The sequence below is a fragment of the Pseudoduganella aquatica genome (genome assembly GCF_009857595.1).
Taxonomy (GTDB): domain Bacteria; phylum Pseudomonadota; class Gammaproteobacteria; order Burkholderiales; family Burkholderiaceae_D; genus Rugamonas; species Rugamonas aquatica_A.
The window spans coordinates 311,453-332,996 of record NZ_WWCU01000001.1; the positions used below are offsets into that span (position 1 = coordinate 311,453).

Here is a 21,544-nt window from a genome sequence, read left to right on the forward strand (position 1 = left end):
TAATTTTTAAAAGAAGGCATGGTAATTTAATTCGACTCCGACCCTAATTGTTCTTGTTGAGTTTTTTTGTGCATTGCACTACTCTGAGCTTTCGATAGTTATCAGCAGTGGAGAAACGCATGATTTCGCAAGGTTTGTACGACCCAGCCAATGAACATGATGCCTGCGGCGTCGGTTTTGTCGCCCACATCAAGGGCAATAAGAGCCACTCGATCGTGGAACAGGGTCTGCTGATCCTGAAGAACCTGGACCACCGGGGTGCGGTCGGCGCGGATGCGCTGATGGGCGACGGCGCCGGCATCCTGATCCAGATCCCGGACCAGTACTACCGCGACGAAATGGCCAAGCAGGGCGTGGAACTGCCGCCGCCAGGCGAATACGGCGTGGGCATGGTCTTCCTGCCCAAGGAAAACGCGTCCCGCATCGCTTGCGAACAGGAAATCGAGCGCGCCGTGCGCATCGAAGGCCAGGTCGTGCTGGGCTGGCGCAATGTGCCGGTGGACTACGACATGCCGATGTCGCCCACCGTGCGCGCCAAGGAACCCATCATCCGCCAGATCTTCATCGGCCGCGGCCCGGACATCATGGTCACCGACGCGCTGGAGCGCAAACTGTATGTGATCCGCAAATCGTCCGGCCACGCCATCCAGGCGCTGAAACTGATCCACGGCAAGGAATTCTTCGTGCCGTCGATGTCGGCCCGCACCGTGGTCTACAAAGGCCTGCTGCTGGCCGACCAGGTGGGCGTCTACTATAAAGACCTGCAGGATCCGCGCTGCATCTCGGCGCTGGCGCTGGTGCACCAGCGTTTCTCCACCAACACCTTCCCGGAATGGCCGCTGGCCCACCCTTACCGCCTGATCGCCCACAACGGCGAGATCAACACCGTCAAGGGCAACTTCAACTGGATGCGCGCCCGCGAAGGCGTGATGAAGTCGGCCGTGCTGGGCGAAGACCTGCAGAAGCTGTTCCCGCTGATCTATGAAGGCCAGTCGGACACCGCCTGCTTCGACAACGCGCTGGAACTGCTGCTGATGGCGGGCTACCCGCTGGCGCAAGCGATGATGATGATGATCCCCGAGGCGTGGGAAAACCACACCCTGATGGACGACAACCGCAAGGCCTTCTACGAATACCACGCGGCCATGATGGAACCATGGGACGGCCCGGCCGCCATGGCCTTCACCGACGGCCGCTACATCGGCGGCACGCTGGACCGGAATGGCCTGCGTCCTGCGCGCTACATCATCACCGACGACGATCTGGTGGTCATGGCTTCGGAATCCGGCGTGCTGCCGATTCCCGAGTCGAAAATCATCCAGAAATGGCGTTTGCAGCCGGGCAAGATGTTCCTGATCGACCTGGAAGCCGGCCGCATCATCGACGACAAAGAGCTGAAAGACACCTACGCCAACGCCAAGCCCTACAAAGCCTGGATCAACGCGGTGCGCATCAAGCTCAATGAAATCAAGCTGAGCGAAAGCCAGCAGGCGCACAACCGCATCAAGTACAGCGCCGCGCCGGGCGAGAAGGCCGTCGCGTCCGTGCTGGACCGCCAGCAAGCCTTCGGCTACACCCAGGAAGACCTGCGCTTCCTGATGGCGCCCATGGCCGCCGCCGGCGAGGAAGCCACCGGCTCCATGGGCAATGACTCGCCGCTGGCCGTCATGTCCAACAAGCTCAAGCCGCTGTACAACTACTTCAAGCAGCTGTTCGCTCAGGTGACCAACCCGCCGATCGACCCGATCCGCGAAGCCATGGTGATGTCGCTGGTGTCCTTCATCGGCCCGAAACCGAACCTGCTGGACACCAACAACGTGAACCCGCCCATGCGCCTGGAAGTGTCGCAGCCCATCCTGGGCTTCGACGACATGGCCCGCCTGCGCGGCATCTCCCTGCATACCGGCGGCAAGTTCAAGTCCTATGAGCTGAACATCTGCTATCCGCTGGCCTGGGGCAAGGAAGGCGTGGAAGCCTGCCTGGCCTCGCTGTGCGCGGAAGCCGTGGACGCGGTGAAATCCGGCCACAACATCCTCATCGTGTCGGACCGCTCCGTCGGCCCGGACCGCGTGGCGATCCCGGCGCTGCTGGCCACCTCCACCATCCATCAGCACCTGGTGTCGAAAGGCCTGCGCGCCTCGACCGGCCTGGTGGTGGAAACCGGCTCGGCCCGCGAGACCCACCACTTCGCGCTGCTGGCAGGCTACGGCGCGGAAGCCGTCCATCCCTACCTGGCGATGGAAACGCTGATGGAGCTGGCGCACGAAATGTCGGGCGACCTGTCCGGCGAGCAAGCCATCTACAACTACACCAAGGCCATCGGCAAGGGCCTGATGAAGGTCATGTCCAAGATGGGCATCTCGACCTATATGTCCTACTGCGGCGCGCAGATCTTCGAGGCTATCGGCCTGAACAAGTCGCTGGTGGACAAATACTTCAAGGGCACCGCCTCCAACGTGGAAGGCATCGGCGTGTTCGAAGTGGCGGAAGAAGCGCTGCGCCTGCACAACCTGGCCTTCGGCAACGATCCGCTGCTGAAGGAAGCGCTGGACGCGGGCGGCGAATACGCCTTCCGCATCCGCGGCGAAGACCACCTGTGGACCCCGGACGCGATCGCCAAGCTGCAGCACTCGACCCGCTCGAACAGCTACTCGACCTATAAAGAGTACGCGCAAATCATCAACGACCAGACCAAGCGCCACCTGACGCTGCGCGGCCTGTTCGAGTTCAAGCTGGACCCGACCAAAGCCATCCCGCTGGACGAAGTGGAGCCGGCCAAGGAAATCGTCAAGCGCTTCGCCACCGGCGCCATGTCGCTGGGCTCGATCTCGACCGAAGCGCACGCCACGCTGGCCGTGGCGATGAACCGCATCGGCGGCAAGTCGAACACCGGCGAAGGCGGCGAGGATCCGGCGCGCTACACCCGCGAACTGAAGGGCATCCCGATCAAGCAGGGCGAAACCATGGCGTCCGTGGTGGGCAAAGAGCAGATCGTGGTCGACATTCCGCTGCAGGAAGGCGACTCCATGCGTTCGCGCATCAAGCAGGTGGCGTCGGGCCGCTTCGGCGTTACCGCCGAGTACCTGAACTCGGCCGACCAGATCCAGATCAAGATGGCGCAGGGCGCCAAGCCGGGCGAGGGCGGCCAGCTGCCGGGCCATAAAGTGTCGGAATACATCGCCCAGCTGCGCTTCTCGGTGCCGGGCGTGGGCCTGATTTCGCCGCCGCCGCACCACGACATCTACTCGATCGAAGATCTGGCACAGCTGATCCACGACCTGAAGAACGTCAATCCGCGCGCGTCGATCTCGGTCAAGCTGGTGTCGGAAGTCGGTATCGGCACCGTTGCCGCGGGCGTGACCAAGGCCAAGGCCGACCACGTGGTCGTCGCTGGCCATGACGGCGGCACCGGCGCTTCGCCGCTGTCCTCGGTCAAGCACGCCGGCACCCCATGGGAGCTGGGCCTGGCTGAAACCCAGCAGACGCTGGTGCTGAACGGCCTGCGCAGCCGCATCCGCGTCCAGGCCGACGGCCAGATGCGTACCGGCCGCGACGTGGTCATCGCCGCCATGCTGGGCGCCGACGAGATCGGCTTCGCCACCGCGCCGCTGGTGGTGGAAGGCTGCATCATGATGCGCAAATGCCACCTGAACACCTGCCCGGTGGGCGTGGCCACGCAGGATCCCGTGCTGCGCGCCAAGTTCCAGGGCAAGCCCGAGTACGTGGTGAACTACTTCTTCTTCGTTGCCGAAGAAGCGCGCCAGCTGATGGCCCAGCTGGGCATCCGCAGCTACGACGAGCTGATCGGCCGCGTCGACCTGCTGGACAAGTCCAAAGCCATCACGCACTGGAAGGCGCAGGGCCTGGACTTCAGCAACATCTTCTACCAGCCGCAAGTGCAGAACAACCAGGCCATCCGCCACGTGGAAGACCAGGACCACGGCCTGGACAAGGCGCTGGACCACAAGCTGATCGCGCAAGCCAAGGCCGCGCTGGAGAAGGGCGAACGCGTGTCCTTCATCTCGCCGGTGAAGAACCTGAACCGCACCGTGGGCACCATGCTGTCGGGCGAAGTGGCCAAGCGCTACGGCCACGCCGGCCTGCCGGACGACACCATCCACATCCAGCTGCAAGGCACGGCCGGCCAGTCCGCCGCCGCCTTCCTGGCGCACGGCATTACGCTGGACCTGGTGGGCGAGGGCAACGACTACGTGGGCAAGGGCTTGTCGGGCGGCCGCATCATCGTGCGTCCAAACACCGAGTTCCGCGGCTGGGCCGTGAACAACATCATCATTGGCAACACCGTGCTGTACGGCGCGATTGCCGGCGAAGCCTTCTTCAACGGCGTGGCCGGTGAACGCTTCGCGGTGCGCAACTCCGGCGCCACCACGGTGGTCGAAGGCGTGGGCGACCACGGCTGCGAATACATGACCGGCGGCACCGTGGTGGTGCTGGGCGCCACCGGCCGCAACTTCGCGGCGGGCATGTCGGGCGGCATCGCCTATGTGTACGATCCGGACGGCGATTTCGCGCAGAAGTGCAACCCGTCCATGGTCAGCCTGGAAGCCGTGCTGCCTGCCTCCGAGCAGAAGCTGGACCAGAAGACCTGGCACGCGCAGCACCGCGACGGCGAGGCCGAGGCGGACGAGGTCATCCTCAAGCGCCTGATCGAGCGCCACTTCAAGCACACCGGCAGCACCCGTGCCCGCCTGTTGCTCGACAACTGGGCCGAAGGCCGCGCCAAGTTCGTGAAAGTGTTCCCGAACGAGTACAAGCGCGCGCTGATCGAGATGGCTGAGAACGCAGCCCTGGAAATGGAAACCCAGGCCATCGCTGCCTGATCTGGACAAGAATAAGGAAACATCGTGGGTAAAATCACCGGCTTCATGGAATTCAAGCGTCAGGAAGAGAGCTATCTGGCTCCCGAGGCGCGCCTGAAAAACTACAAGGAATTCGTGCTCCACCTGAGCAACGACCAGGCCAAAGTGCAGGGCGCGCGCTGCATGGACTGCGGCATCCCGTTCTGCAACAACGGCTGCCCGGTCAACAACATCATTCCGGACTGGAATGACCTGGTTTATCGCGGCAACTACCGCGACGCGCTGGACGTGCTGCACTCGACCAACAACTTCCCCGAGTTCACCGGCCGCATCTGCCCGGCGCCGTGCGAATCGGCCTGTACCCTGGGCATCAGCGACGATCCGGTCGGCATCAAGTCGATCGAGCACAAGATCATCGACGAAGGCTGGGCGCACGGCTGGGTTGTTCCCCAGCCGGCCGGCTTCAAGACCGGCAAGAAGGTGGCCGTGGTCGGTTCCGGTCCTGCCGGCCTGGCCGCTGCCCAGCAGCTGGCGCGCGTGGGCCATGCCGTGACGGTGTTCGAAAAGAGCGACCGCATCGGCGGCCTGCTGCGCTACGGCATTCCCGACTTCAAGATGGAAAAGTCGCATATCGACCGCCGCGTCGAGCAGATGCAAGCCGAAGGCGTGACCTTCCGCACCAGCGTGCTGATCGGCAAGGACTTCCCGGCCAACGTCAACAACTGGGCCAAGGAAACCATCTTCCCTGAAGACCTGGAAAAAGAATTCGACGCCGTCATCCTGGCCGGCGGCGCGGAGCAGCCGCGCGACCTGCCGGTGCCTGGCCGCGAGCTCAAGGGCGTGCATTTCGCCATGGACTTCCTGCCGCAGCAGAACAAGGTCAACGCCGGCGACAAGGTGAAAGACCAGATCAAGGCCACCGGCAAGCACGTGGTGGTGATCGGCGGCGGCGACACCGGTTCCGATTGCGTGGGCACCTCCAACCGCCAGGGCGCAGCCTCGGTGAACCAGTTCGAGCTGATGCCCATGCCGCCCGAGCAGGAAAACAAGCCCCTGGTCTGGCCATACTGGCCGACCAAGCTGCGCACCTCGTCCTCGCACGACGAAGGCTGCGAGCGCGACTGGGCGGTGGCCACCAAGCGCCTGGAAGGCAAGGGCGGCAAGGTCGAGAAGCTGATCGCCTGCCGTGTGGAGTGGAAGGACGGCAAGATGACCGAAGTGCCGAATTCCGAATTTGAAATGAAGGCCGACCTGGTGTTCCTGGCCATGGGCTTCGTGTCGCCGGTGCAGAACATCCTGGACGCCTTCAGCGTCGACAAGGATGCGCGCGGCAACGCCAAGGCCGCCACCGAGGGCGACAACAGCTACAAGACCTCGGTCCCGAAAGTGTTCGCAGCGGGCGACATGCGCCGTGGCCAGTCCCTGGTGGTCTGGGCCATCCGCGAAGGCCGCCAGTGCGCCCGCGCAGTCGACGAATTCCTGATGGGCTCGTCCGACCTGCCGCGCTGATTCCCAAGTAGTGGTTTTCACTCCCACCGGAGCACGACGGGCGATCCTCGTTGGCTCCGGTTTTTTTTATAGCCGCAGCAGGGTTTTGATTTTGGCGCGGATCTGGCCCATCTCGGCGGCGCTGGCCTTGCCTTTATGTTCCGCCTTGCGGGTCTGCCAGTCCACGTTTTTTACCTGGTCCGCCAGTGCGGCGCCGGTTGCGCCCATGCCGGTCAGGGCGACTTCAAATGGATAGCCTTTGATTTGACTGGTGACCGGCACGCAGACCAGCAAGCCGGCGCGCAGATTGTAGGATTTTGGCGACAGGACGACGGCAGGGCGGCGGCCGGCCTGTTCGTGGCCGCTTTGCGGGGTGAAGTTCATCCAGACGATGTCGCCTTCGTCCGGGACGTAGGCGGTGCCGGTCACAGCAGCTCTTTGCCTTGCGGCGCGCCGGTATCGACCTCGCCGTGGCGGTTTTCCGGCGTGATGCCTTCAAGCAGGTCATCAAGCAGATAGATGGGCGCCGCCGCTTCGATAATGACGCGCCCATGCTCAGCGCGCACGTCAACGGCTTGGTCGACTGCCAGATTGGCGGCTTCCATCACCGCTGCGGGCAACCGGACCGCCGTGCTGTTGCCCCACTTCTTGAGTACTTGCCTTGCCATGGCATCGCTCCTGTAGAAACAGATGTAGATACTTCAGTGTAGGCCATGGCCGCAGCGAGATCAAACAGCGCTCGCTGTTGCTGCGTTGCAGCAATTCACATGCCTTTCCAGATGTGTTGCTGACTTTCTGGTTATTAATGTTGTATTATTTGCCTCTTGTCTCCCTCTCCCGGAGGAGCTCTCAGCAGAGGTTGGCGTTTCTGCACTACAATACGGGATTCAAAAAAGTGAGCGTGGTCGTGCCGAATCTAGTCGAAATCCGTGATTTACACTTCTCCTATGGAAAAAGGTCCATCCTGTCGGGCCTCCAGATGGACTTCCCGCGCGGGAAGGTGGTGGCGGTGATGGGCGGCTCCGGCAGCGGCAAAACCACGGTGCTGCGCCTGATCGGCGGCCAGATCCGCCCGTCCAAGGGCCACGTGTCGGTGGACGGCCAGATTGTTCACAAACTGAAGACCGACGACCTGTATCTGCTGCGCCGCAAAATGGGCATGCTGTTCCAGCACGGCGCGCTGTTTACCGACCTTTCCGTGTACGAAAACGTGGCCTTCCCGCTGCGCGAGCACACCGACCTGCCGGAAGAACTGATACGCGACCTGGTGCTGATGAAGCTGCACGCCGTGGGCCTGCGCAACGCCGCCAAGCTCAAGCCGGGCGAGATCTCCGGCGGCATGGCGCGCCGCGTGGCCCTGGCGCGCTCCATCGCGCTGGACCCGCAACTGATTATGTACGATGAGCCGTTCGCCGGCCTGGACCCGATATCGATGGGCGTGACCGCCAACCTGATCCGCAACCTGAACGACGCGCTCGGCTCGACCACCATCCTGGTCTCGCACGACGTGAAGGAATCCTTCCACATCGCCGACCACGTGTATTTCCTGTCGCAAGGCAAAATCGTCGCGCACGGCACGCCGGACGAGATGATGGCCTCCTCCGACCCCTACGTGAAGCAGTTCGTGCACGCCGAGGCCGACGGCCCCGTGCCCTTCCACTACCCGGGCAAGTCCCTGGCGGCCGATCTCGGCCTGAAGGAGCGCGCATGATCGCCGGCCTGCTGGAGCGCCTGGGCATCTGGGTACGCGAACACATCGAAGGCGTCGGCTACGCGACACGCACCTTCTTCTACATGCTGGGCGTGTCGCCCGGCCTGCTGCGCCGTCCGCGCCTCATCATCGAGCAATTGCACTTCATCGGCAATTATTCCATGCTCATCATCACGCTGTCCGGCCTCTTCGTCGGCATGGTGCTGGGCCTGCAGGGCTATTACACGCTGAACAAATACGGCGCCGAGCAGTCGCTCGGCCTGCTGGTGGCGCTGGGCCTGACGCGCGAACTGGGGCCGGTCATCACCGCGCTGCTGTTCGCCGGCCGCGCCGGCACCTCGCTGACGGCGGAGATCGGCCTGATGAAGGCCGGCGAGCAGCTGTCGGCCATGGAAATGATGGCGGTCAACCCCGTGCAGCGCGTGCTGGCGCCCCGTTTCTGGGCCGGCGTGATCGCCGTGCCGGTGCTGGCGTCCATTTTCAGCGCCGTGGGCATCTTCGGCGGCTACCTGGTCGGCGTGCAGCTGATCGGCGTGGACGAAGGCGCGTTCTGGTCGCAAATGCAGGGCGGCGTGGATATCTGGAAAGACGTGTTCAACGGTTTCGCCAAGAGCATCGTGTTTGGCGTGGCCATCACCTTCATTTCGCTGTACCAGGGCTATGAGGCCCGCCCCACGCCGGAAGACGTGGCCGGCGCCACCACCCGCACCGTGGTGATTTCGTCCCTGATGATCTGGTGGCTGGACTTCATGCTGACGGCTTTGATGTTTAGCAAATAACGGCACCGTGCGCCGAAGAAATAAAAACAAGTTAGGATAGTGTTATGCAACGTAAATCTCTGGATCTGTGGGTGGGTTTGTTTGTCGTGCTGGGCGTGGCCGCACTGGCCTTCCTGGCGCTCAAGGCCGGCAATGCGAGTTCGCTGTCGTTCGCCCCGACATATGAAGTGACCGCCAAGTTCGACAATATCGGCAGCCTGCGCGAGCAGGCCGCAGTCAAGGCGTCCGGCGTGGTGGTGGGCCGCGTGGCCCGCATCCGCTTCGACGACAAGTCCTATAAAGCGCTGGTGACCCTGAATATGGAAACCGGCTACGCCTTCCCGAAAGACAGCTCGGCCAAGATCCTGACGGCCGGCCTGCTGGGCGAGCAATATATCGGCATCGAAGCCGGCGGCGACACCAACAACCTGGTGGCGGGCGACAAGATCGCGCGCACCCAGTCGGCCGCCGTGCTGGAAGACCTGATCAACCAATTCATCTACAGCAAAGCAGCTGAAGGAAAGGATGGCAAATAATATGAGCGCATCGACCAAGTTCCGTCACCTGGCATTGACTGTAGCGGCTGCCGCAGTGCTGACCGGCTGCGCCGGCCCCAACCCGCGCGACCCCTACGAGGGCTTCAACCGCAGCATGTTCAAGTTCAACGACACGGTGGACCAGGCCGCGCTGAAACCGGCCGCCACCGCCTACAAGAACGTGCTGCCGTCCTTCGTGCAGACCGGCGTGAGCAACTTCTTCGGCAATCTGTCGGACGTGTGGACCGCCGCCAACGGCTTTATGCAAGGCAAGGGCGAGCAGGGCATGTCGGACGTGATGCGCGTGGCGCTGAACTCCACCTTCGGGCTGCTGGGCGTGCTCGACATCGCTTCCGAAGCGGGCCTGAAGAAGCATAACGAAGATTTCGGCCAGACCCTGGGCTACTGGGGCGTGCAATCCGGTCCCTACCTGATGCTGCCGCTGCTGGGTCCGTCCACCGTGCGCGACACCGTGGCGCTGCCGCTGGACATCAAGGCCGACCCATGGGGCTACAAAGATCCTGTCAACGTGCGCAACATCGGCAGCGTTACCCGCGTGATCGACAAGCGCGCCAGCCTGCTGGATGCCACCAGCCTGATGGAAGAAGCCGCGCTGGACCGCTATGAGTTCGTGCGTGATAGTTTCCTGCAGGCACGTGAAAGCAAGGTCAACGACGGCGACGGTCCGCGCGGCGGCAAGGATAAGGACAAGGCCAAGCCGGCCGCCGCCGATGCCGAAAACGGCAACGAAGCGGCGCCTGCCACTGGCGAGGCTATAATGGCGGCACCGGCTGCGGATAAGAACGCCAGCCTGTGAGCCCGAAGCAAACACTATAAGGTTAAACAGAGATGAAATTGATTAAACAACTTTTCGCCTTCGCCACGGTCGCTTTCGCGTCCGCGGCCTTCGCCGCCGCTGCGCCCGCGGCCGCCCCGGCCGGCAATGAAGCGCCGGACGTGCTGGTCAAGCGCATCAGCCAGGACGTGCTGGACACCGCCAAGGCCGACAAGGAAATCCAGGCCGGCAACCAGAAGCGCGTGATGGACCTGGTGGAAACCAAGATCCTGCCTTACGTCGACTTCCAGCGCATGACTTCGCTGGCCGCCGGCCGCTACTGGCGCGAAGCGAGCCCGGAACAGCAGAAGCAGCTGTCCACCGAGTTCCGTTCGCTGCTGATCTTCACCTACTCGGGCGCCCTGTCCCAGGTGAAAAACGAAACCATCGAATTCAAGCCCCTGCGCGCCGATCCTAGCGACACCGAAGTGGAAGTGCGTTCCCAGGTCAACGTGGCCCGTGGCGAGCCGATTCCGCTGAACTACCGCGTGGCCAAGTCGCCTACCGGCTGGAAGATCTACGACATCAACGTGCTGGGCGCGTGGCTGGTCGAGACCTACAAGAGCACCTTCGCCTCGGAAATCACCAAGGGCGGCATCGACGGCCTGATCAAGACCTTGTCCGAAAAGAACAAGAAGCTGGCCAGCCGCCCGATCAAGGCTGCTTCCGCTAAATAATCGACCGAAAAACCATGTCCGCATCCACCGACACCATGCAATCCCTCACGTCCCTGACCGTGTCCAACGCCACCGTGGCGCTGGAGCAGGGCGTGGCGGCGATCCGCGCCGGCCAGGCCGTGTTCGACCTGAGCAAGGTGGAGGCGGTCGATTCGGCCGCCGTGTCGGTGCTGCTGGCGTGGCAGCGCGCCGCGCAGGAAGCGGGCCTGGCGCTCGAGCTGAAAAACCTGCCGGCCAACCTGAAAAGCCTCACCAAGCTGTACGGCGTGTGCGCGCTGGTATCGCCCTCGCTGGCCGAATGCGGCCCAAGCAGCAGCCCGGCGGCCGACGTGCCGCAGCATCACCACCATCATTGACCCCCGCCATACCCCCGCGCAGTACCGCAGCACCCGTATCAGCAGTTTCCCGGTCCGTCGTGGCCGAGTCCATTTTCCAATATAATTGACCGTTGCCGTTGCCTGAGTGCCACGGCATATCGCACCTCCGGGTCTCGTGCCCTTCCCGCGACGGTCACCGTGCCGTAGCCAAAACATAAAGCCAAGCATGACAGCAATCCAAATCAGCAATGTCGAAAAGCGCTACAAGTCGCTGCAGGCACTGGGCGGCGTCTCCCTCACCATCGAGGAGGGCGAATTCTTCGGCCTGCTCGGCCCCAATGGTGCCGGAAAAACCACACTTATCTCCATCATCGCGGGCCTGATCCGTCCCGACGCGGGCAAGGTCAGCATCCACGGCCACGACGTCACGGGCGACTTCCGCGCCGCGCGCAAGAAGCTCGGCGTGGTGCCGCAGGAACTGGTGTTCGACCCCTTCTTCACCGTGCGCGAAACGCTGCGCCTGCAGTCCGGCTACTTCGGCCTGCCGAACAACGACAAGTGGATCGACGAGGTGATGGAAAACCTCGACCTGACCGGCAAGGCCGACGTGAATATGCGCGCCCTGTCCGGCGGCATGAAGCGCCGCGTGCTGGTGGCGCAGGCGCTGGTGCACAAGCCGCCCGTCATCGTGCTCGACGAGCCGACCGCCGGCGTGGACGTGGAACTGCGCCAGACGCTGTGGAAATTCATCTCGCGCCTGAACCGCGAAGGCCACACCGTGGTGCTCACCACCCACTACCTGGAAGAGGCGCAGGCCATGTGCAAGCGCGTCGCCATGCTGAAGACCGGCAAGGTGGTGGCGCTGGACACCATGTCCGCGCTGATACGCCGCATTTCCGGCTCCTCGCTGATCCTGCACCTGAAAAACGGCACGCTGCCGGAAGACTTGCGCCACCTGGTCACGCACCCTGAAGAAGCGGCTCTGGGCAAGTACAGCCTGCGCATCAACGAAGTGAGCGAAGTGGAGCCCATCCTGGCGCGCGTGCGCGAGAGCGGCGCCGCCATCGACGAGATGCAGCTGCAGAACGCCGACCTGGAAGACATCTTCCTGCAAATTATGGACAAGGGCGCACTATGATTTCGACCGGCTTCCGCACCCTCGTTTATAAAGAGACGCTGCGCTTCTACAAGGTCGCCACGCAAACCGTGGCCGCGCCCATCCTCACCGCCATGCTTTACCTGCTGATCTTCGGCCATGTGCTCGAAGGCCGCGTGCAGGTGTATCCGGGCGTGAGCTACACGGCCTTCCTGATTCCCGGCCTGGTGATGATGAGCGTGCTGCAGAACGCCTTCGCCAACTCCTCGTCCTCGCTGATCCAGTCCAAGATCACCGGCAACCTGGTGTTTGTGCTGCTCACGCCCCTGTCGCACTGGGAGATCTTCTCGGCCTACGTGATCGCGGCCATGGTGCGCGGCATCGTGGTGGGCGCGGGCGTGTTCATCGTCACCGCCTGGTTCGCCAATATGAGCTTCGTGGCGCCGCTGTGGATACTGGTGTTCGCGCTGCTGGGCGCCGCCATCCTGGGCACCATGGGCCTGATCGCCGGCATCTGGGCCGAGAAATTCGACCAGCTGGCCGCGTTCCAGAACTTCCTGATCATGCCGCTGACCTTCCTGTCCGGCGTGTTCTACTCGATCCACTCGCTGCCGCCGTTCTGGCTCACCGTGTCGCACCTGAACCCGTTCTTCTACATGATAGACGGCTTCCGCCACGGCTTCTTCGGCCAGAGCGACGTCAACCCCTTCATCAGCCTCGGCATCGTCGGCGCCTTCCTGGCCGTGCTGTCGATGCTGGCTATACGTTTATTGAGCAGCGGTTACCGCCTGCGCCACTGATAGGACCAACACCATGACCACGACTCCAGAAGCAATCCACGGCTACATCAAGGCCGGCCTCGAATGCACCCACCTCGAAGTGGAGGGCGACGGCCAGCACTTCCAGGCCGTGATCGTCTCGCCGGCGTTTGCCGGCAAGCGCCCCATCCAGCGCCACCAGCTGGTGTACGCGGCGCTGGGCGACCGCATGCGCGAAGAAATCCACGCGCTGTCGATGAAAACGCTGACCCCGGAAGAATACAAAGGCTAAGGACACACACCATGGACAAACTCCTCATCACGGGCGGCAAGCGCCTGGTCGGCGACGTCACCATCTCCGGCGCCAAGAACGCGGCGCTGCCCATCCTGTGCGCCGGCCTGCTCACTTCGGGCGACGTGGTGCTGGACAATGTGCCGCATCTGCACGACGTGGCCACCATGCTCAAGCTGCTGGGCCAGACTGGCCTGAAAGTGGCGCAGGACGGCGAGAAGGTCACGCTGAACGGCAGCGCCATCGACAAGCTGGAAGCGCCGTACGAGCTGGTGAAAACCATGCGCGCCTCCATCCTGGTACTGGGTCCGCTGCTGGCGCGCTTCGGCGAAGCGAAGGTGTCGCTGCCGGGCGGCTGCGCCATCGGTTCGCGTCCGGTGGACCAGCACATCAAGGGCCTGCAGGCGCTGGGCGCCGAGATCACCATCGACGCCGGCTATATCTACGCCAAGTGCAAAAAACTGAAGGGCGCCCGCATCGTCACCGACATGATCACGGTGACCGGCACCGAGAACCTGCTGATGGCCGCCACCCTGGCCGAAGGCGAGACCATCCTGGAAAACGCCGCGCGCGAGCCGGAAGTGACCGACCTGGCCAACCTGCTGGTGGCCATGGGCGCCAGGATCGAAGGCATCGGCACCGACCGCCTGGTGATCCAGGGCGTGCCGGAACTGCACGGCGCATCGCACTCCGTGATCTCGGACCGCATCGAAGCGGCCACCTTCCTGTGCGCCGTCGCGGCCACCGGCGGCGACATCACGCTGCGCAACACCCGCACCGACATCATGGACGCGGCGCTCGACAAGCTGCGCGAAGTCGGCCTGCAAATGACCATAGGCAAAGACACCATCCGCGCGCAAATGGATGCGCGCCCGAACCCGGTGACTTTCCGTACCACCGAATACCCTGGCTTCCCGACCGATATGCAGGCCCAATTCATGGCGGTGAACACCATCGCCAATGGCCCCAGCCGCGTGACCGAAACCATTTTCGAGAACCGCTTCATGCACGTCCAGGAGATGAACCGCCTGGGCGCGGCAATTGAAACCGACGGCAACACGGCCTTTATCAAAGGCGTGGATCAGCTGGTGGGCGCGCCCGTGATGGCGACCGACCTGCGCGCTTCGGCTTCGCTGGTGATCGCAGGCCTGGCCGCCAAGGGCGAAACGCTGATCGACCGCATCTACCACCTCGACCGCGGCTACGACCGCATGGAAGTGAAGCTGCAGGCGATCGGCGCCAACATCAGCCGAATCAAGTAAAGAGACCATCATGAGCGGATTTAACAGCGACGCCAATTCCCAGCTGATCCTTGCGCTGTCGAAGGGCCGTATTTTCGAAGACACCTTGCCGCTGCTGGAAGCAGCCGGCATCACCGTCACCGAGAATCCGGAAACTTCGCGCAAGCTGATCCTGGCCACCAACGACCCCAATGTGCGCGTGCTGATTGTGCGCGCCACCGACGTGCCGACCTATGTGCAGCACGGCGCGGCGGACTTCGGCGTGGCCGGCAAGGACGTGCTGATCGAGCACGGCGGCGAGGGCTTGTACCAGCCCGTGGATTTGAACATCGCGCAGTGCCGCATGTCGGTCGCTGTGAAATCCGGCTTCGACTACGAAGCTGCCGTGCGCCAGGGCGCGCGCCTGCGCGTGGCCACCAAGTTCACCACCACCGCGCGCGAGCACTTCGCCGCCAAGGGCGTGCACGTGGACCTGATCAAGCTGTACGGCTCGATGGAGCTGGCGCCGCTGGTGGGCCTGTCGGACGCCATCGTCGACCTGGTGTCGACCGGCAGCACGCTGCGCGCCAACAACCTGGTGGAAGTCGAAGAGATCATGGACATCTCCTCGCGCCTGGTGGTGAACCAGGCGGCGCTCAAGCTCAAGCGCCAGCGTCTCCAACCGATTATCGAAGCCTTTGAGCGTGCCTCGAAAAAGGTGAAGCAATGACGATACAGATCCGCAAACTCGATTCGTCCGCCATTGATTTTAAAGCGACCCTGGACGCGCTGCTGGCCTTTGAAGCATCCACCGACGACGCCATCGAAACCGCTGTCGCCAAGATCCTGGCCGACGTGAAGGCGCGCGGCAACGCCGCCGTGCTGGAATACACCAACCGCTTCGACCGCCTGCCCAATGGCGGCGCCGCCTCGGTGGACACGCTGGACCTGCCGCAGGCCGAACTGCAAGCCGCGCTGGACGTGCTGCCCGCAAGCCAGCGCGCCGCGCTGCAAGTGGCGGCTGACCGCATCCGCGTATTCCACGAGCGCCAGAAGCAGGAGCTGCAAGGCTTCACCTACACCGAGCCTGACGGCACCGTTCTGGGCCAGCGCATCACGCCGCTGGACCGCGTGGGCATCTACGTCCCGGGCGGCAAGGCCGCCTACCCATCGTCCGTGCTGATGAACGCGATTCCCGCGCAAGTGGCGGGCGTGGGCGAAATCATCATGGTGGTGCCCACGCCGGACGGCGTGAAGAACCAGATGGTGCTGGCCGCCGCCGCGCTGGCAGGCGTTACCCGCGTCATCACCATCGGCGGCGCGCAGGCAGTCGGCGCGCTGGCCTACGGCACCGAGACCATCGCCGCCGTGGACAAGATCGTCGGCCCCGGCAACGCCTACGTGGCCGCCGCCAAGCGCCGCGTGTTCGGCACCGTCGGCATCGACATGATCGCCGGTCCGTCCGAGATCCTGATCGTGTGCGACGGCACCACGGACCCGGACTGGGTGGCCATGGACCTGTTCTCGCAGGCCGAGCACGACGAGCTGGCCCAGGCCATCCTCCTCTGCCCGGACGCGGACTACATCGCGCAAGTGGAGGCCAGCATAGCAAAGTTACTGCCCCAGATGCCGCGCCAGGAAGTGATACGCACCTCGCTGAACGACCGCGGCGCGCTGGTAAAGGTGCGCGACATGGACGAAGCCTGCGCCATCGCCAACGGCATCGCCGCCGAGCACCTGGAGATCTCCGCCGCCGAGCCGCAGCAATGGGCCGACAAGATCCGCCACGCGGGCGCCATGTTCCTGGGCCGCTACTCGTCCGAATCGCTGGGCGACTACTGCTGCGGCCCGAACCACGTGCTGCCGACTTCGCGCACCGCGCGCTTCTCGTCGCCGCTGGGCGTGTACGACTTCCAGAAGCGCTCGTCCATCATCTACGTGTCCGAAGCCGGCGCGCAAACGCTGGGCAAGGTCGCGGCCGAACTGGCCTACGGCGAAGGCCTGCAGGCGCACGCCCGCAGCGCGGAACTGAGGATCAAAGACTGATGAGCGACTGGCTCAACCAGGTCTTCTGCGAGGATGCGCTGGCCGGACTGGCGCGCATCCCGGACGGTTCCGTCGATCTGATCCTGACCGATCCGCCCTACAACCTGGGCAAGGACTACGGCAATGCGTCGGACCAGCAAACGGTGGAGGAATACCTGCGCTGGACCGAGCAGTGGATAGACGCGGCGCTGCCCAAGCTCAAGCCCAACGGCAGCCTGTACATCTTTTTGACCTGGCGCTTTTCGCCGGAAATTTTCGTCATGCTGAAGCAGCGCATGACGATGATGAATGAAATCATCTGGGACCGCCGCGTGCCGTCCATGGGCGGCAGCGTGCGCAGCTACTCGTCGGTGCACGACACGGTGGGCTTCTTCGTCGGCCGCAAGGACTACTACTTCGACCTGGACGCAGTGCGCATTCCCTACGACGCCGAAACCAAGAAGGCGCGCTCGCGCTCCATCTTCATCGGCGCCAAGTGGCTGGAAGTGGGCTACAACCCGAAGGACGTGTGGAGCGTGTCGCGCCTGCACCGCGAGCATCCGGAGCGCGCCAACCACCCGACGCAGAAGCCGCTCGAGATTATCGAGCGCATGGTCAAGGCCTCTTGCCCGCCGGGCGGCGTGGTGCTGGACCTGTTCATGGGCAGCGGCACCACCGCGCTGGCCGCGCGCCGCTGCGGGCGCCAGTTTGTCGGCTTCGAGCTGAACCCGGAATACTGCGCCATCATCGGCGAGCGGCTGGCGGCGTTGGAAACCATCGAGGCGCTGGCGCTGGCTGCCGCGCCCGATGCGCCGGCCAAGCCCAAGGCCAAGCCGAAGGCCAAGGCCAAGGCCAAGGCCAAGGCCGCCGCGCCGAAAAAGAAACCCGCAGCCAAGAAAGCCGCCGCGCCCAAGCCGGCGGCGCCGAAACGATCACGCGCCATAAAAAAGGCGCCCCCCGAAGAAGTTACCATTTAACTTAAGGAGTGCAGCAAGATGTCCATCGACAGTCTCATCCGCAACACCATCCGTTCCGACGTATTGGCCATTCCCGGCTACCACGTGGCAGATGCAAGCGGTTTTATCAAACTGGACGCGATGGAAAATCCTTACCCGCTGCCCGAGCATCTGGCCACCGAGTTGGCCACCCGCCTGGCCAACGTGGCGCTGAACCGCTACCCCGTGGCCTCCTACGCCAGCGTGAAAGAGCGCATCTGCAAGCAGCTCGGCGTGCCGGCCGGCTACGACGTCCTGCTGGGCAATGGCTCCGATGAGCTGATCTCCATCCTGGACATGGCCTGCGCCCGCCAGGATCGCCGCGCCGTGGTGCTGGCGCCGCTGCCCACCTTCGTCATGTACGCCCGCTCGGCGCAATTCGCCGGCATGGACTTCGTCGGCGTGCCGCTGAAGGACGACCTGACGCTGGACCTGCCCGCCATGCTGGCCGCCATCGCCCAGCACAAGCCGGCGCTGGTCTACCTGTCGTATCCGAACAACCCCACCGGCAACCTGTTCAGCGAGCAAGACGTGGTTGCCATCATCGAGGCGCTGGGCGACACCGGCCTTGCCGTGGTGGACGAGGCCTACGAGCCCTTCGCCCAGCAGAGCTTCATGGGCCGCCTGCCCGAGTTCGACAACCTGGTGGTGATGCGCACCGTGTCCAAGCTGGGCCTGGCCGGCATCCGCCTCGGCTATATGTCGGCCGCGCCGAAACTGCTGGAGCAGTTCGACAAGGTCCGTCCGCCGTATAATGTGAACGTGCTGACGCAAGTCGCCGCCGAATTTGCACTCGACAACATCGACGTGCTCAACCAGCAAGCCGCCATCCTGCGCGAACAACGCGCCCTGCTGGCCGAGGCCTTGGCCGCCGTACCCGGCGTGCAAGTGTTCCCCTCCGCCGCCAACTTCATCCTCGTCCGGGTGCCCGACGCCGACGCGGCCAATGCCTATCTGCTGTCACGCAAGGTGCTGGTCAAAAATGTGGGTAAAATGCACAGTGTGCTGGCCAATTGCCTGCGCATCACGGTCAGTACCCCGGACGAGAACGCCGCTTTCCTCGAAGCATTTAAAGCCTCGCAGGCAGCCTAAGACCAACGTAGAGCTTTCCATGAACCGCACCGCAGAAATCACCCGCAACACCAACGAGACCCAGATCCGTGTCGCCATCAACCTGGATGGCACCGGCGTGCAGAAGCTGAACACGGGCGTTCCTTTCCTGGACCATATGCTGGACCAGATCGCCCGCCACGGCCTGTTCGACCTGGAAGTGGAAGCCACCGGCGACATCCATATCGACAACCACCACACGGTGGAAGACGTGGGCATCACGCTGGGCATGGCCTTCGCCAAGGCCATCGGCGACAAGAAGGGCATCGTTCGCTACGGCCACTCCTATGTGCCGCTGGACGAGGCGCTGTCGCGCGTGGTGATCGATTTTTCCGGCCGCCCAGGCATCGAATACCACATCCCGTTCACGCGCGCCATGATAGGCGGCTTCGACGTGGACCTGACGCTGGAATTCTTCCGCGGCTTCGTCAACCACGCGCTGGTGACCTTGCATATCGACAACTTGCGCGGCACCAATGCGCACCATCAATGCGAAACCGTGTTCAAGGCCTTCGGCCGCGCGCTGCGCATGGCCACCACGCTGGACGAACGCGCCGCCGGCACCATACCGTCGACCAAAGGTAGCTTGTAATCAATCGCAGCGCGGATTGCCCTTGCGCGGGCCGCGCTGTCTCTGCTTGAATGGCATTATGAAGAAAATTGTTGTTGTGGATTACGGCATGGGCAATCTGCGCTCGGTGGCGCAAGCCCTGCGCGCCGTGGCGCCGGAAGCCGACATCGTCATCTCCGGGCAAGTGGCCGACATCGAGAATGCCGACCGCATCGTGCTGCCCGGCCAGGGCGCCATGCCGGACTGCATGCGCAGCCTGCGCGAATCCGGCGTGCAGGACGCGCTGCTGCGCGCGGCCGAGACCAAGCCGCTGATGGGCGTGTGCATCGGCGAGCAGATGCTGTTCGACTCGTCCGAAGAGGGCGACGCGCAAGGCCTGGGCTTGCTGCCGGGCAAAGTCGTGCGCTTCCAGCTGGACGGCCAGCTGCAGGAAGACGGCTCGCGCTTCAAAGTGCCGCAAATGGGCTGGAACCAAGTGCGCCAGCGCGCGTCTCATGCCATGTGGGCCGGCATTCCGGACAACAGCTACTTTTATTTTGTACACAGCTATTACGTGCAGCCGGGCGACGCCGCGCACAGCGTGGGCGAAACCGTGTACGGCACGCCTTTCTGCTGCGCCGTGGCGCGCGAGAACGTGTTCGCCACCCAGTTCCACCCGGAGAAAAGCGCCGCCGTGGGCCTGCAGCTGTATAAGAATTTCGTGCATTGGCAACCTTAAGCCCATCCCAACCTTAAACTCACCTCACCTACACTGACTATGCTGCTCATTCCTGCCATCGACCTCAAAGACGGTCACTGCGTGCGCCTGAAACAAGGCGACATGGAACTTGCCACCGTATTTTCCGACAACCCGGCCGACATGGCGCTGCACTGGCTGAAGCAGGGCGCGCGCCGCCTGCACCTGGTGGACCTGAACGGCGCCTTCGCCGGCAAGCCGAAAAACGAAGGCGCGATCAAGGCCATCCTGAAAGTGGTGCAGGAGTTCGCCGAAGAGAACGACATCGACGAGATCCCCGTGCAGCTGGGCGGCGGCATCCGCGACCTCGACACCATCGAGCGCTACCTGGACGCCGGCATCAGCTACGTCATCATCGGCACCGCCGCCGTGAAAGAGCCGGGCTTCCTGCATGACGCCTGCGGCGCCTTCCCCGGCCACATCATCGTCGGCCTGGACGCCAAGGACGGCAAGGTCGCCACCGACGGCTGGAGCAAGATGTCCGGCCACGAGGTGATCGACCTGGCGCAGAAATTCGAAGCCTACGGCGTGGAATCCATTATCTACACCGACATCGGCCGCGACGGCATGATGGGCGGCGTGAACATCGAAGCGACGGTGAAACTGGCGCAGGCGGTGAAGATACCCGTGATCGCCTCCGGCGGCCTGCACAACCTGGCCGACGTGGAAGCGCTGTGCGCGGTGCAGGACGAAGGCATTGAAGGCGTGATCTGCGGCCGCTCGATCTACGAAGGCACGCTGGACCTGAACTCGGCCCAGCTGCGCGCCGACGAACTGACGGAAGGCAGTCTGGAAGACTGATCCCACCATGCTTGCAAAACGCATCATTCCTTGCCTGGACGTGACCGATGGCCGCGTCGTCAAAGGCGTCAACTTCACCGAGCTGCGCGACGCCGGCGACCCGGTGGAAATCGCCCGCCGCTACGACGAGCAGGGCGCCGACGAGCTGACCTTCCTCGACATCACGGCCTCGTCCGACAACCGCGGCCTGATCCTCGACATCATCGAGGCGGTGGCGTCCCAGGTCTTCATTCCGCTGACGGTGGGCGGCGGCGTGCGCGAGGTGGCCGATGTGCGCCGCCTGCTCAACGCCGGCGCCGACAAGGTCAGCATGAACACCTCGGCCGTGACCAATCCGCAGCTGGTGTTCGACGCCTCGCAGAAGCACGGTTCGCAGTGCATCGTGGTGGCGATCGACGCCAAGCAGGTGCAGCCGGGCCGCTGGGAAGTGTTCACGCACGGCGGCCGCAAGGCCACCGGCCTGGACGCGGTCGAGTGGGCCAGGAAAATGGAATCGTTGGGCGCGGGCGAGCTGCTGCTCACCAGCATGGACCGCGACGGCACCAAGTCCGGCTTCGACCTGGGCCTGACCCGCGCCGTGTCGGACGCGGTGGGCATCCCGGTGATCGCCTCGGGCGGCGTAGGCGGCCTGCAGGACCTGGCCGACGGCGTCAAGCTGGGCCGCGCGGACGCGGTGCTGGCGGCCAGCATCTTCCACTACGGCCAGCACACCGTGCAGGAAGCCAAGCGCTTCATGGCGCAGCAGGGCATTCCAATGCGCCTGGCCTGAGGCCCGCTGCTTACACATAAGGAAAATCT

General features: G+C 63.8%; 22 protein-coding genes. 20 read left to right on the forward strand and 2 right to left on the reverse strand.

What is annotated here, in order from left to right; genetic code table 11:
• Positions 1 to 119 precede the first annotated feature (119 nt).
• Together GTP77_RS01490 and GTP77_RS01495 are read left to right on the forward strand one after the other, a co-directional pair.
• Positions 120 to 4,841, forward strand: a complete 4,722-nt coding sequence (locus GTP77_RS01490) for a glutamate synthase-related protein (RefSeq protein ID WP_161070383.1) — start codon at positions 120 to 122, stop codon at positions 4,839 to 4,841.
• Positions 4,842 to 4,865: 24 nt separating this feature from the next.
• Entirely contained in the window at positions 4,866 to 6,329 is a 1,464-nt protein-coding gene (locus GTP77_RS01495; protein WP_161070384.1) for a glutamate synthase subunit beta, read from the forward strand.
• A gap of 66 nt (positions 6,330 to 6,395) precedes the next feature.
• Here the strand turns inward: GTP77_RS01495 and mazF are convergent, their stop codons facing one another.
• Positions 6,396 to 6,737 (reverse strand): endoribonuclease MazF, encoded by a 342-nt coding sequence (mazF, locus tag GTP77_RS01500; RefSeq protein WP_371869308.1) that lies wholly within the window; start codon positions 6,735 to 6,737, stop codon positions 6,396 to 6,398.
• Positions 6,734 to 6,976 carry an AbrB/MazE/SpoVT family DNA-binding domain-containing protein gene (locus tag GTP77_RS01505; RefSeq protein WP_161070385.1) on the reverse strand — a complete coding sequence of 81 codons (243 nt, stop codon included), beginning with the start codon at positions 6,974 to 6,976 and terminating at the stop codon, positions 6,734 to 6,736. The genes mazF and GTP77_RS01505 overlap by 4 nt, the downstream gene beginning before the upstream one ends.
• Positions 6,977 to 7,215: 239 nt before the next feature.
• Between GTP77_RS01505 and GTP77_RS01510 the strand changes: the two genes are divergently transcribed.
• From GTP77_RS01510 to hisF, 18 genes are all read left to right on the forward strand, one after another.
• Positions 7,216 to 8,019: an ABC transporter ATP-binding protein gene (locus GTP77_RS01510; protein WP_161070386.1), complete on the forward strand. Its 804-nt coding sequence runs from the start codon at positions 7,216 to 7,218 to the stop codon at positions 8,017 to 8,019.
• Positions 8,016 to 8,798 (forward strand): lipid asymmetry maintenance ABC transporter permease subunit MlaE, encoded by a 783-nt coding sequence (gene mlaE / locus GTP77_RS01515; RefSeq protein ID WP_161070387.1) that lies wholly within the window; start codon positions 8,016 to 8,018, stop codon positions 8,796 to 8,798. Before GTP77_RS01510 ends, mlaE begins: the two co-directional genes overlap by 4 nt.
• A 44-nt stretch (positions 8,799 to 8,842) precedes the next feature.
• Entirely contained in the window at positions 8,843 to 9,313 is a 471-nt protein-coding gene (gene mlaD, locus GTP77_RS01520; RefSeq protein WP_161070388.1) for an outer membrane lipid asymmetry maintenance protein MlaD, read from the forward strand.
• Position 9,314: 1 nt separating this feature from the next.
• The gene (locus GTP77_RS01525) at positions 9,315 to 10,130 is read left to right on the forward strand and encodes an MlaA family lipoprotein (protein ID WP_161070389.1); all 816 of its coding nucleotides are present in this window, start codon (positions 9,315 to 9,317) and stop codon (positions 10,128 to 10,130) included.
• A 32-nt stretch (positions 10,131 to 10,162) separates the two neighbouring features.
• A complete protein-coding gene (locus GTP77_RS01530) occupies positions 10,163 to 10,825 on the forward strand; it encodes an MlaC/ttg2D family ABC transporter substrate-binding protein (protein ID WP_161070390.1) in 663 nt (220 codons plus the stop codon).
• Between the two features lie 14 nt (positions 10,826 to 10,839).
• The gene (locus GTP77_RS01535) at positions 10,840 to 11,181 is read left to right on the forward strand and encodes an STAS domain-containing protein (protein WP_161070391.1); all 342 of its coding nucleotides are present in this window, start codon (positions 10,840 to 10,842) and stop codon (positions 11,179 to 11,181) included.
• 187 nt (positions 11,182 to 11,368) lie between these two features.
• Positions 11,369 to 12,280: an ABC transporter ATP-binding protein gene (locus tag GTP77_RS01540; RefSeq protein WP_161070392.1), complete on the forward strand. Its 912-nt coding sequence runs from the start codon at positions 11,369 to 11,371 to the stop codon at positions 12,278 to 12,280.
• The gene (locus GTP77_RS01545) at positions 12,277 to 13,038 is read left to right on the forward strand and encodes an ABC transporter permease (RefSeq protein ID WP_161070393.1); all 762 of its coding nucleotides are present in this window, start codon (positions 12,277 to 12,279) and stop codon (positions 13,036 to 13,038) included. The genes GTP77_RS01540 and GTP77_RS01545 overlap by 4 nt, the downstream gene beginning before the upstream one ends.
• A 13-nt stretch (positions 13,039 to 13,051) precedes the next feature.
• Positions 13,052 to 13,288, forward strand: coding sequence for a BolA family protein (locus tag GTP77_RS01550; RefSeq protein WP_056400003.1), 237 nt, complete (start codon positions 13,052 to 13,054; stop codon positions 13,286 to 13,288).
• A gap of 11 nt (positions 13,289 to 13,299) precedes the next feature.
• Positions 13,300 to 14,550: a UDP-N-acetylglucosamine 1-carboxyvinyltransferase gene (gene murA, locus GTP77_RS01555; RefSeq protein ID WP_161070394.1), complete on the forward strand. Its 1,251-nt coding sequence runs from the start codon at positions 13,300 to 13,302 to the stop codon at positions 14,548 to 14,550.
• Between the two features lie 10 nt (positions 14,551 to 14,560).
• A complete protein-coding gene (hisG, locus tag GTP77_RS01560; RefSeq protein ID WP_161070395.1) occupies positions 14,561 to 15,238 on the forward strand; it encodes an ATP phosphoribosyltransferase in 678 nt (225 codons plus the stop codon).
• Positions 15,235 to 16,554: a histidinol dehydrogenase gene (gene hisD, locus GTP77_RS01565; RefSeq protein WP_161070396.1), complete on the forward strand. Its 1,320-nt coding sequence runs from the start codon at positions 15,235 to 15,237 to the stop codon at positions 16,552 to 16,554. Before hisG ends, hisD begins: the two co-directional genes overlap by 4 nt.
• The gene (locus GTP77_RS01570) at positions 16,554 to 17,510 is read left to right on the forward strand and encodes a DNA-methyltransferase (RefSeq protein ID WP_161070397.1); all 957 of its coding nucleotides are present in this window, start codon (positions 16,554 to 16,556) and stop codon (positions 17,508 to 17,510) included. Before hisD ends, GTP77_RS01570 begins: the two co-directional genes overlap by 1 nt.
• Before the next feature lie 18 nt (positions 17,511 to 17,528).
• A complete protein-coding gene (gene hisC / locus GTP77_RS01575; protein WP_161070398.1) occupies positions 17,529 to 18,620 on the forward strand; it encodes a histidinol-phosphate transaminase in 1,092 nt (363 codons plus the stop codon).
• 19 nt (positions 18,621 to 18,639) lie between these two features.
• Positions 18,640 to 19,230: an imidazoleglycerol-phosphate dehydratase HisB gene (gene hisB, locus GTP77_RS01580; protein ID WP_056399982.1), complete on the forward strand. Its 591-nt coding sequence runs from the start codon at positions 18,640 to 18,642 to the stop codon at positions 19,228 to 19,230.
• A 58-nt stretch (positions 19,231 to 19,288) separates the two neighbouring features.
• A complete protein-coding gene (hisH, locus tag GTP77_RS01585) occupies positions 19,289 to 19,927 on the forward strand; it encodes an imidazole glycerol phosphate synthase subunit HisH (RefSeq protein ID WP_161070399.1) in 639 nt (212 codons plus the stop codon).
• A gap of 39 nt (positions 19,928 to 19,966) precedes the next feature.
• Positions 19,967 to 20,746: a 1-(5-phosphoribosyl)-5-[(5-phosphoribosylamino)methylideneamino]imidazole-4-carboxamide isomerase gene (gene hisA, locus GTP77_RS01590; RefSeq protein WP_161070400.1), complete on the forward strand. Its 780-nt coding sequence runs from the start codon at positions 19,967 to 19,969 to the stop codon at positions 20,744 to 20,746.
• Between the two features lie 7 nt (positions 20,747 to 20,753).
• Positions 20,754 to 21,515 carry an imidazole glycerol phosphate synthase subunit HisF gene (gene hisF, locus GTP77_RS01595; RefSeq protein ID WP_161070401.1) on the forward strand — a complete coding sequence of 254 codons (762 nt, stop codon included), beginning with the start codon at positions 20,754 to 20,756 and terminating at the stop codon, positions 21,513 to 21,515.
• Positions 21,516 to 21,544 lie beyond the last annotated feature (29 nt).

What these genes read in the sequence shown, in the direction of transcription:
- GTP77_RS01490 (WP_161070383.1), top strand. Translation starts at nt 120, where the DNA reads ATGATTTCGCAAGGTTTGTACGACCCAGCCAATGAACATGATGCCTGC.
- GTP77_RS01505 (WP_161070385.1), bottom strand. Translation starts at nt 6,976, where the DNA reads ATGGCAAGGCAAGTACTCAAGAAGTGGGGCAACAGCACGGCGGTCCGG.
- mlaE (WP_161070387.1), top strand. Translation starts at nt 8,016, where the DNA reads ATGATCGCCGGCCTGCTGGAGCGCCTGGGCATCTGGGTACGCGAACAC.
- mlaD (WP_161070388.1), top strand. Translation starts at nt 8,843, where the DNA reads ATGCAACGTAAATCTCTGGATCTGTGGGTGGGTTTGTTTGTCGTGCTG.
- GTP77_RS01525 (WP_161070389.1), top strand. Translation starts at nt 9,315, where the DNA reads ATGAGCGCATCGACCAAGTTCCGTCACCTGGCATTGACTGTAGCGGCT.
- GTP77_RS01530 (WP_161070390.1), top strand. Translation starts at nt 10,163, where the DNA reads ATGAAATTGATTAAACAACTTTTCGCCTTCGCCACGGTCGCTTTCGCG.
- GTP77_RS01535 (WP_161070391.1), top strand. Translation starts at nt 10,840, where the DNA reads ATGTCCGCATCCACCGACACCATGCAATCCCTCACGTCCCTGACCGTG.
- GTP77_RS01540 (WP_161070392.1), top strand. Translation starts at nt 11,369, where the DNA reads ATGACAGCAATCCAAATCAGCAATGTCGAAAAGCGCTACAAGTCGCTG.
- GTP77_RS01545 (WP_161070393.1), top strand. Translation starts at nt 12,277, where the DNA reads ATGATTTCGACCGGCTTCCGCACCCTCGTTTATAAAGAGACGCTGCGC.
- GTP77_RS01550 (WP_056400003.1), top strand. Translation starts at nt 13,052, where the DNA reads ATGACCACGACTCCAGAAGCAATCCACGGCTACATCAAGGCCGGCCTC.
- murA (WP_161070394.1), top strand. Translation starts at nt 13,300, where the DNA reads ATGGACAAACTCCTCATCACGGGCGGCAAGCGCCTGGTCGGCGACGTC.
- hisG (WP_161070395.1), top strand. Translation starts at nt 14,561, where the DNA reads ATGAGCGGATTTAACAGCGACGCCAATTCCCAGCTGATCCTTGCGCTG.
- hisD (WP_161070396.1), top strand. Translation starts at nt 15,235, where the DNA reads ATGACGATACAGATCCGCAAACTCGATTCGTCCGCCATTGATTTTAAA.
- GTP77_RS01570 (WP_161070397.1), top strand. Translation starts at nt 16,554, where the DNA reads ATGAGCGACTGGCTCAACCAGGTCTTCTGCGAGGATGCGCTGGCCGGA.
- hisC (WP_161070398.1), top strand. Translation starts at nt 17,529, where the DNA reads ATGTCCATCGACAGTCTCATCCGCAACACCATCCGTTCCGACGTATTG.
- hisB (WP_056399982.1), top strand. Translation starts at nt 18,640, where the DNA reads ATGAACCGCACCGCAGAAATCACCCGCAACACCAACGAGACCCAGATC.
- hisH (WP_161070399.1), top strand. Translation starts at nt 19,289, where the DNA reads ATGAAGAAAATTGTTGTTGTGGATTACGGCATGGGCAATCTGCGCTCG.
- hisA (WP_161070400.1), top strand. Translation starts at nt 19,967, where the DNA reads ATGCTGCTCATTCCTGCCATCGACCTCAAAGACGGTCACTGCGTGCGC.
- hisF (WP_161070401.1), top strand. Translation starts at nt 20,754, where the DNA reads ATGCTTGCAAAACGCATCATTCCTTGCCTGGACGTGACCGATGGCCGC.